1 protein-coding gene is annotated in these 1,203 nt (G+C 27.9%); it reads right to left on the reverse strand.

Features of this window, described 5'->3' with window-relative positions; translation table 11 throughout:
* Positions 1-740, reverse strand: a 740-nt coding sequence (locus AVL50_RS12110; protein WP_157491305.1) for a hypothetical protein, incomplete at its 3' end; no start/stop codon positions are given.
* Positions 741-1,203 lie beyond the last annotated feature (463 nt).

The raw sequence follows: 1,203 nt of genomic DNA on the forward strand, positions 1-1,203 counted from the left end.
AAGTAACCATAAGTCTCCCTAAGAGATTTCATACTTTCCTCTGATTCATAATTATAAAAATCCTTATAGGTATGTAATTCGATCAAATTATAATCTCTTCCATCCACCTTTTTTAATAGAGGGGTATTATATAAGGCTGGCGTTTGGGCTATTTTTTCAAAAGTGTAATCCTCATCAAAGTATAATTCACCTAAGATCATTTTCCAGCATATTGATATTCCTGTAAATGGGAAATCGTTTAAATGACGAAACATAATGGCATTAGTATATTTTCCATTTGTTGTTTCACTATTTATCTGTGAACCTAAATAGTACAAAATAGGCACTGTAAATCTCAAAAAAAAAGGTTTATAATAATCAAAAATAGCTGAAAACTGTTTCTCCCTTAACGCTGATTCATAAAAATAAATATCAATTGAGATTTTTGAATATTTTCTTTCATAGTCTCTTTTATCTTTACTTTCTCCTAATCTTAAAAGTTCTAGATAATAATTTTTACTCCTTAGATAAAAAAGAATATTCTTATTTTGATATTCTCTTGAGTTTAAAATATCTAAAATGGTATTCAATTTAAAATCACCTTCAACCAAAGTCTTAAAATCATTATCAATCTCATATTTCAATTTCATAGAATCGAACTTTTCTATAAAATCATTGATAAATAAGACTTTATAATAATCACTACCTAATTGATTCTTATCCAATTGTAAACCTGAAAACTTTAATAAATTCCGTTTCATCTATATATTTCTCTTAATTAATTATTTGCAAATTACCATCTGAGCCGATATATTTTACTCTGATTAAGTCCTCGTAAAATAAATCAACACCCTTATCTTCCGCTATTTTTTTTATTCGATCTTAAGCCTTCTCCGCCGCGATCCTAGCATTATCACCAGCTTTTTCACCTACTTTATGTTCAATAAAAATATAGTCCATACCATTAAGAATAAAACTTTCAATATCTTTTATGCTTTTGAATGATGAGAGGTTGAAAATTAAAAAACACTTCCTAAATTACTTCAAGAAGTGTTCTTACTATTCTACAATTAATAACTTTCCCGATCATAACTGAAAGCGCTCTTCCAAAGGTGGAATCATATCCTTTTTTTCCAACTCCAACATAGCTTCTCTCAAGTAACCATAAGTCTCCCTAAGAGATTTCATACTTTCATCTGATTCATAATTATAAAAATCCTTATA

Source organism: Flammeovirga sp. SJP92, assembly GCF_001583495.1.
Classification (GTDB): Bacteria; Bacteroidota; Bacteroidia; order Cytophagales; family Flammeovirgaceae; genus Flammeovirga.